At 29.6% G+C, this 8,920-nt stretch carries 1 protein-coding gene; it reads right to left on the bottom strand.

Features of this window, described 5'->3' with window-relative positions; genetic code table 11:
• Positions 1 to 27 precede the first annotated feature (27 nt).
• A complete protein-coding gene (locus B3W71_RS17665) occupies positions 28 to 8,646 on the bottom strand; it encodes a GH36-type glycosyl hydrolase domain-containing protein (RefSeq protein ID WP_346890257.1) in 8,619 nt (2,872 codons plus the stop codon).
• Positions 8,647 to 8,920: the final 274 nt, after the last annotated feature.

Genomic DNA, 8,920 nt, shown 5'->3' with positions numbered 1-8,920 from the left:
ATCTATTATTTATTTGATAGTGTCTTATTACTTAAAGTTTACTTTTACCTCATGTTCTCCATTAGATGAAATAGGTATTATATCTCCTTCTATGATATTACCATCTAGAGTTATAGTTGAACTATTATTTCTCATTACCTTAATATGATATATGGCATTTTTGTATTTATAGTCTATATTATATTCTTTAAAATCCTTAGGTAAACATGGTTTGATTTTAAATCCTTTTCCCTCAATTAATCTAAAGCCTAATATATATTCTAAAGCTATAGTATACATCCAACCTGAACTTCCAGTATACCAACTCCATCCTCCTCTTCCTTCATGAGGCTTCACAGAGTATACATCTGCTGCCATAACATACGGCTCTGTCTTAAATACATCAGCTTCTTCAGTTGTTAAGCTATGATTTATAGGATTTAACATTGAGTATATATTATAAGCTTCTTCACCTCGATCTAATTTTGCAAGAGCTAATGCTACCCAAGTAACACCATGGGTATACTGTCCTCCATTTTCCCTTACTCCAGGTACATATCCTTTTATATATCCAGGTTTTAAATCTGAATTATCAAAAGGTGGGCTTAGTAGCAATATAATTTTTTCTTTTGACTTAACTAGATATTTCTCTAAAGAACTCATGGCTATATTAGCTCGTTCTTTATCTCCTGCTTCTGATATTACAGACCAACATTGAGAAAGAGCATCTATTTTACACTCCTGATTTTCATGAGATCCTAGTGGGGTTCCATCATCAAAGTAAGCACGTTTATACCAATTACCGTCCCAGCCATAAGTCTCTAAATTCTCTCTTATAAAATCCTTAGTCTCAATATACTTTTTATAATTATACTCATCATTTTTATAGCTGCAGATGTCTTTAAAATCTTTTAATATGGCATATAGGAACCACCCAAGCCATATACTTTCCCCCTCTCCCTTATTTCCTACCGTACTCATTCCGTCATTCCAGTCACCACTACCCATCAATGGAATATTATGTGGACCAAACTTTAAACTCCTATTTATAGCTCTTATACAATGATTATATAGTGATTCTTTTAAATCAGACTTTGAGGATACATTGTATCTTTCATCTTCTCCCTCTCTTAAAGGCTCATCCTTTAGATATCCTACTTCCTCATCTAAAATTTTATAATCTCCAGTGGCCTTTACATATATACAAGTCACATAAGGTAGCCATAATAAATCATCACTAAATCTAGTTCTTATGCCGCTATCTACTACTGGATGCCACCAATGTTGTACATCCCCTTCTTCAAATTGTCTAGTTGCACTATAAAGAATTTGATTTCTAGTGATTTCAGGTTGTATATAAATCATAGGAATTGAGTCTTGTAATTGATCCCTAAAGCCATAGGCTCCTCCACATTGATAAAAGGCTGTTCTAGAGAACAATCTACAACTAATAGTTTCATAAGGTAACCATCCATTAATCATAAAATCTAAAGCTTTATCTTCTGTCTTTATATTTATATTAGTTAAAAGACTTCTCCAATAAGATTTTACATCCTTTAATTCATTATCTACCCTATCTATATCTGAAAACTCTTCAAGGGTATTCTGAATTTCTTCAATACTTTCTTCAACTCCCAAAATAATAACAAGTGATTTTTCTTCATAAGCTCCTATATTTAAATAAGCTTTCTCACTAAGCACTGGTTCCAGTCCTGAGCCGCAGCTTCCTGATAATTTAACGCTTTCCTTTTCAGATAAACTTTCTATGGATTCGCTACTTACAATAAAATCTCTTTCATCTCCACTAAAACTTTCATCCATTACTCCACTCATTTTTAAATAAGCATAGCTTGAGGAAAAATCATTACTATATGGATTTCTTCCATAAATAAATTTCTTTTCATCATCTATTACAGTATACACTTTTTTATAATTATTCTCTCTTAAATCTCCTAGACATAATCTTGCAACATAAGTAATTCCTATGTTTCTATTTTTATTATCTAAATTCCTTAAGTTAACTTTGATGAGTTTTACACTTCTCTCTTTTGAAGGAAAAACAGTAACTTCTCCCCATATTCCATTAGTACAATGTGTAAATTTAGAGTATCCAAAGCCATGAGTTATTACATACTCTCCATTATCTCTTATTGGATCAGGTGTTATAGACCAAAGTTCATTTCCCTCTTCTAGGTATAAAACTTCACTAAGAGTATCCTCAATGAAATCATTATTCCAAGGAGTAATTTTAAATTCTCTACTATTTTTATACCAAGTATAACTACTGCTAGATTCACTTATATTAAATCCAAATCTATCACTATTAGCTATAACATTTATCCAAGGAGCCGGTGTGGATTGCCCATCCTTTAGTATAATTGTATACTCACCATCACTATTAAACCCTCCATATCCATTAAAAAAGCATAACTTAGAACTATCTATTTTAGGAATATAGCTGTCTCCATAATTAAAATTATCTTCTTTAAGTTTACCTATTTTCCATATATATTTTCTTGAATTATCTGGGTAACCTTCATTTTCAATACTCCTATCAATTTGCTTCCATAAAGCTCCTTCTTCTCCTTTTACAATTATTGCTGCAATGGAGTAAAGTAGGTTTAAATCTTCCTTAGATATATTTTCATTACTAATTATAAATATTCCACCTAAAGCATTTTCTCTTTCATTTAAAGAGCTATTTAATATTATCCTTTTCAGAGCATTATCTAGAGGTTTTTCATAACTTATTTCCTCTTCATTAATTACAACAATATCAAACTTTAACCCTTTATCTTCTAAATAACTATGACAATCTATAAGCTGTCTTAGCACATCACTTTCTTTCTCCTTGTTAATAGTTAGTAATACTATAGGTAAATCTCCGGAAATTCCATAGGACCATAGATTTCTTTGACCTCTACTCAAATTCATCAAATTATCTATTCTTTTGGTATAACTATAATTGTTAAACAATATATTACTTCCAACCTTTTCATAGATAAGTGCTTGAGTTGGCTTTATTCCCTTTGCTATAAGATTATCCTCTAGGCTTAATTCAGATTTCAAAATACTTCCTTCTAAAATAGCATTTTCTTGATAATTTCTTGATTTAACTATAATGTCCTCTTTAGAGTTACCTGTTATTGTAATATACTTTATTGCTTTACTTTCACCTTGCCCAATTTTTACTTTTCTCTTAATAGCAATTATAGGATCTAATACATTTCCTATACTATTTTCTAAAGATTTATTTTCTTCTAAAGCAGCAGGATTTTCTTTTGAATGGTTTCTTCCTATAAAGCTTAATCTTGCTGTGTCATACTCTATAGCAAACTCATCTTCACATAAGGTACTTTCAATAGTATATATATCCTTATCTTTTTCACTACGTGGTCTACGTTTTGCAAGTACCCCTCCCAGATCATCTATATATTCTGTAGTTATAAATAGATTCCCAAAAGCAGGATGTGCTATATCTCCACTATACCCTTGTAAAACTATTTCACTATAACTGACAATCTCTATTATTCTTTCATTCGCACTATTATTTTTTATAGTTACAGTTCTCACTTCACAGTTATCCTCAGGAATTACTTGAACTGTAGTATTTATCTCAAGTTCTTTCCATAATTTTATAAATTCCGCCTTATATAGATAAAAATTAACTTCATATTTATCTCCTTGCTCTTTACAAGGTTCATAGGTAGAAGAGGTATACTCATTAGTCCCTAAATCTTTAATGTAGAAAAACTTACCCCAACTGCTATGAATTAAATCCTCTCTCCATCTATATACCATTATATTTTTAAATTTAGAATAACCGCCTCCAGCACTATTTAATAAGATATTATAGTTACTATTTCCGAGAATCGTAGTTTCTGGATACTTACTTTCTCCAAAGTTAAATGTTCTACGTATTGAGTATTGCCTTTGTAATTCTCTAACTACTTCTGGTCTATCTTCTCGTCTATCATAAACTACATTTTTACTTATCTTTTCTTGAAGTAATACTTCTGTAGCTCTAATTATAGGAATTCTATGAAATCTTCTTTGAATAATATTATTATTCATTACATTATCTAAAGCTAATATACTCATCCCTAAGTGATGTATCATATAACATCTTACTATTTCAAATTTTTTATTTTTCACTCTTTTGTCTGTGTAATCTATAGCTTCATAAAAACCATACCGACCATAACATTTAAGTTTTAGTAGATTCTTTATATTCTCCATAGACTTAGGTATATTTTCCATAAGTCCCATAACAGTAGAATATGGTGATATTACTAGCTCCTCATCTAATCCACTCTTAATACCAACCCTAGGTACTCCAAAGGCCTTATATTGATAATTTAAATCTACATCAAATTTAAAGTAAGCACTTTCCGAAATTCCAAAAGGTACATTTCTCTTAGCTCCATACTTTATTTGAGCTTCTATTACAGATCTATAAGTTTCATCTAACATAGAATTTCTATAATTTTTCATTAAAATTCTTGGCATAAAGTATTCGAACATAGTTCCACTCCAGCTAGCTAATCCTTTTCTTTCATACATTAAAGTTAAAGCCCTATTTAAAGCAAACCAATGCGATGTTGGAACTATTCCTTGCGCCACTGAAATAAAACTTGTGGTTCTAGCTTCTGAAGCTAATAAGTCATAGTAATTAATACTTAATGTATCATTGTCTACGTCATAACCTATATGAAATAATTTTCTTTCCTTATTATATAAAAACTTAAAATCTGTATCATCTATAATTTGATTTAAACTATTTTCGATTTTCATAAATTTTTCTAAAAGCACGCCTATTCTCTCTCTACATAAATCTATGTTTTCATTTATTCTCTCTAATTGAAATTCATTTAAATTATCTGATACAACATTAAAATCTTTTATAATATGATATATATGACTTAAACTATCACTACTAATAACTCTGATTATATTTTCATATTTATTTTGGGGTAACATTTTTATATCCTCTATAAATGGAAATAAAAATTCTACTTCCATTAAATAATCCCTTATACTATCCAATAGCTTTTTATTCCAATAAGGCTCTTCTACTTTCTCTATATCATCTTCTACAATATCTTTAAAGTCATCTAGTATATTATAAAAATTTAATACATTCTTACCTTCTCTTTTTATTCGCTCAACCTCAGTGAAATACAAATATTTTTTTCTTTCATCCTGCAGCTCCTCCGCAGCAAGATATACAGTGTCCTCTATTCCCTTAACTCTGCTATTAAAATAAGGAGTATTTTTTAATTCTTTTAGGGCTTCTTCTATGGTATATAGATAGGATATTAAATTTCCACTATCTACTGTTGATACATATCTAGGTAATAATGGTTTCAAGGTTTCAACGTCATACCAATTATAAAAATGTCCTTTATAAGTTTCTAATTTCCCTAAAGTATTTATAGTATTATTCAAATTTTCTATAGCTTTAATCACTCCAATATATCCCATATCTATAGCAACTATGTTGGATATTAAAGTCATTCCAATATTAGTAGGAGATGTTCTCATCGCTAGCCCTTTATACGGCTCTTCTTGATAATTATCTCCTCCTAGATAGTTAGTCTCATCAGTGACGAAATCTTCAAAATATGCCCATATACTTCTTGTTAATCTTCTTAAAATATTAATATCCTCTTCACTTAATTTTACCGTTTCATCATTGATATTCTTACCTATGATATAAGATATAAGTGGACTTATAATCCATATAATACAACTTGGTATCATTATATAAAATGTTCCTAATCCACTATTCCATGCTATAATCATAATTCCTAAAGCTATAACTATCTCTTGCCACATATACTTAAAGTAACTGATAATATCCTTTCCTGAAGACTTCTCTGCTTCTTCAGCAGTTTGCCACTGTAACAAGCTTTTTTTGCTTATTACTAATCTATATAGAGTTCTTATTATAGCATCTAGCATTAAATAAGCATTAAATGGAAGAAAAGCGTATATAAAAAATACTTGCTTTAAAGCCATTTGGAAATTTTGAATCTTTCCACTTAGACTTATTCCTTTTACAGGTGAAACCATATTTTCTGATATGTCAAATAAAATAGGTGTTATCAAAGCAATAAAGGCTGCCATATACCACTTATTTATACCGTCAGGAAGAATACCACCTAGTGAACAAAGTAATAAAATTAACATAGAGGGTGATACTAGACTTCTTCGTAAATTATCTATCATCTTCCACTTAGATAATCTATTTAATTTGTTTTTTTTCAGTATGAAGGGTAAAAGCTGCCAGTCTCCCCTTACCCATCTATGAAGTCTCTTAGAACTTGCAATAAATGTTGATGGATATCCATCTATTAGCTCTATATCTGTAAGTAAAGCTGTCCTTGCCAACGAACCTTCCAATAAATCATGGCTAAGAACTTGATTTTCTTCAATTTGTCCATGTAGTGCTTCCGTAAATACATCTACATCATATATAGCTTTACCAGTAAAAATTCCTTCTCCAAAAAGATCCTGGTATACATCAGATATAGCAAATGTATATTTATCAATACCTGTTTCTCCTGAGAATACTTTAGAATAATAAGTTTTATTAGCACTTTCTAACTCTACAGTAATTCTCGGTTGCATCACTCCATAGCCCCTCCAAACAGTCCCATCTTTCTTTGTATAAGCTTTATTTAATGGATGCATCATTGCTCCAATTAACCCCTTTGCGGATTCTCTTGGAAGTATTGTATCTCCGTCCAAAGTTATAACATACTTTACTTCTGTAAGCCTTTCTACACCTTCACTTAAAGTGCTATAAGTAGTGTTTTTATCTCCCCTTATAAGCTTATTAAATTCTTCTAATTTTCCTCTTTTTCTTTCCCATCCAAGCCACTTATTCTCTTTTTTATTAAACTTTCTATGTCTACATAAAAAGAAGAATCGACCACTACTTTCTTTATATTTTATATTTAACTTATGAATTTCATCTATACAAAATCTAGCTATTACTTCATCTTCTGTTTCTTTTTCTCTATCACTGTCTTTAAAATCTCCTAATATAGCAAAATATAAATTTTCATCTTTATTTCCCAAGTAATAAGTTTCTAAATTCGTAATCAAATTTTTGGCTTTCTCTATACTTTCTATTAATGTAGGCACTACTACACAAGTCATTCCTCCATCAGGTATTTCATCTGAAAGATTAATTTTAGGTAATAGATTTGGCGTACTTAATTTAGTAATACTCCAGTTTAATATTGATATCACAACCTCACTAAGAGGTATGATAGTAACTACTGTAGCTAATGTATATTTAGCTATTGATATATTAGTATCATTTAAGTAACTCCAGGTTATAAAGCCACCCATTAGTATAGCTGTAAGTAAAACTATGGTTCCTATATAGATACCAACTGCCCTACCTTTTATCATATCTTTTAATTTTTCGAACCCTTTAAAATCAATATTCAAAAGAGAATTAAGTTTATCTCTACCATTATCAATTAAATAGTAGCCTACATGGTTTTCAAATTCCATACCACTATTTTTTTCTGCACACTGTAATACCTTTCTAGCTAAAAATGTTTCAGAAAGTTTATTTTGTCTAGCTATCTTTTCCAAAACATGCCTATAGTAATCCTTAGAGTAAAAATCCATATTGCTATAGACTCCAGCTGGATCTTTACTTAATATTTCTTCTACCTCACTGTTATTACTGAATACTTCTTCCCAATTTATATTATCTAGATTTCTTAATCCACTAACACTACTACTAATAGCTTTAGAGTAAATACCATCAAATTTGTTAGAATCTATGATAATTTTGTCTAGACTAATTTCATTTTCACTTAATTTATCTTCCATCCATAAATTTAATTCTTCATAATTAACTCCATTATCCCTTAAAACTCTCATTAAAGCATCCGCAAAATATTCTGTAAATCTAATATTATTCTCTGATATGAAGTCCATAGCCCCCATCATATTATCTTCATTGTAGTACTTAATAATTCTGTCTGCTAATTCTTCACCTCTATATCTATCATTAACTTTATTAACTATGAAGGTTGAACTTCTTCCTATAACTTCTATATAAGCAATCTTAAGCATTACAGGTAATGCCCATAATTCTCCCATGGTTAATATGGTCGTATCTTGATAGCTATCTAAAAATTTGTTTATGTTTTCTCTTGATAGTTTATCCCTATAAAATCCTAATATTTCTCTTGATATAGCATAAATTCTAGGATAACCTTTTAAATTTCCGCTTTTCAATACCGGTAGAGATCCCAAGTATTTATTTGATAAATGTTTTTTTATAAATTTATATTCTTTCTCAATAACATAAATATTATCTAATATCCATTGAGCTCCTTTTATCTTCCCATATTCTCCACTTTCATCTACTTTAAATAAGTCATAGCATTTCAATATATTATTATAATATTTATCTAAATTAGAAATTAAGTCATTACTACTTCTTCTTTCAATCTCTCTATGGTCTCTAGCTATATTATCAATAGCGTCCTCCAACTTTTCTTTATCTTCTGTTAAAAAGCTGTTGTCATTGATTTCAATATAGGCTCTTCTCTTATTTCTATTTTTAATTACAACCATAAAAAAAACTATGCTTAATATAAGCGTTAAATTTACTAAAATAAATATGTAATCCATGGTGCTATCCCCTTTCAATGATGCTCAACTGTTATTATTACCAAATTAGCTTAAATCTATAATAGTAAATTTACTTACTCACCTTATCTTTTAATTTTTTACTGTTGTATTTGTATAAGGCATCTGAAAATAAATAATAAGTCAAAGATGGGAAGTATATTTTGAGTTANNATAACACAAAATAGACGAGCATTCTGATTTATTTATTTTTTGAAGATGCCTAAAAGCCATCTAAGAATAGTAGCTTTATACTTACTGTTCCTAGATGGCTTCT

The organism is Clostridium sp. UBA1056, assembly GCA_002316385.1.
Taxonomy (GTDB): domain Bacteria; phylum Bacillota; class Clostridia; order Clostridiales; family Clostridiaceae; genus Clostridium_J.
The sequence above is the reverse complement of the archived record's forward strand: the minus strand, read 5'-3'. Positions and strand labels throughout refer to the sequence as shown.

Bases quoted from the DNA above. Each gene is read 5' to 3' on its own strand.
- B3W71_RS17665 (WP_346890257.1), bottom strand. From the start codon at position 8,646: ATGGATTACATATTTATTTTAGTAAATTTAACGCTTATATTAAGCATA.